A 474-nucleotide genomic window follows, 5' to 3' on the forward strand; every position below is an offset into this window, starting at 1 on the left:
GCCCCGCAACCGCAGAACCGCCCCCGGCCTTCCTTGTCCCGGACGGCACGTGGCGGCGGACGGGCAGGAGGAGCACATGCAGAAAACAGCCCTTCCGGCGCTGCTGTCCGCAGCGCTGCTCGCCGGCTGCGGCACCGCCGCGGACCCGGCAGCCCAGACCCCGTCGGCCCAGACCCCGCCGGCCCAGACGCGCGCGGCCCAGACCCCGGTGGCCCAAGCCCCGGTGGTGAACCGTGCTGTCTCCACGGAGGGCACCGGAGCGCAGCAGGCGGTGCTGGCGGAACTGGCGGCGATCGATCCGCTGCTGCTCAGCGGTGATGCCCTTTCGAAGGTGCGGGCAACCTGCTCCGGCATTGCCGGCGGCGCCGAGGACCTGCTGACCGTCACGAAAATCAGATTCACCGGCCCGGGCGCGGATCCGGTCTCCGATGACCAGGCCCGCAGGATCATCGCCGCGATCAGCACTGCCGGATT

1 pseudogene is annotated in these 474 nt (G+C 72.4%); it reads left to right on the plus strand.

What is annotated here, in order from left to right:
- Positions 1–76 precede the first annotated feature (76 nt).
- Positions 77–474: pseudogene (locus tag AC5RVV_RS18035) on the plus strand (hypothetical protein); the annotation flags it as partial.

This window comes from Arthrobacter sp. MDT2-34-1 (genome assembly GCF_059091365.1).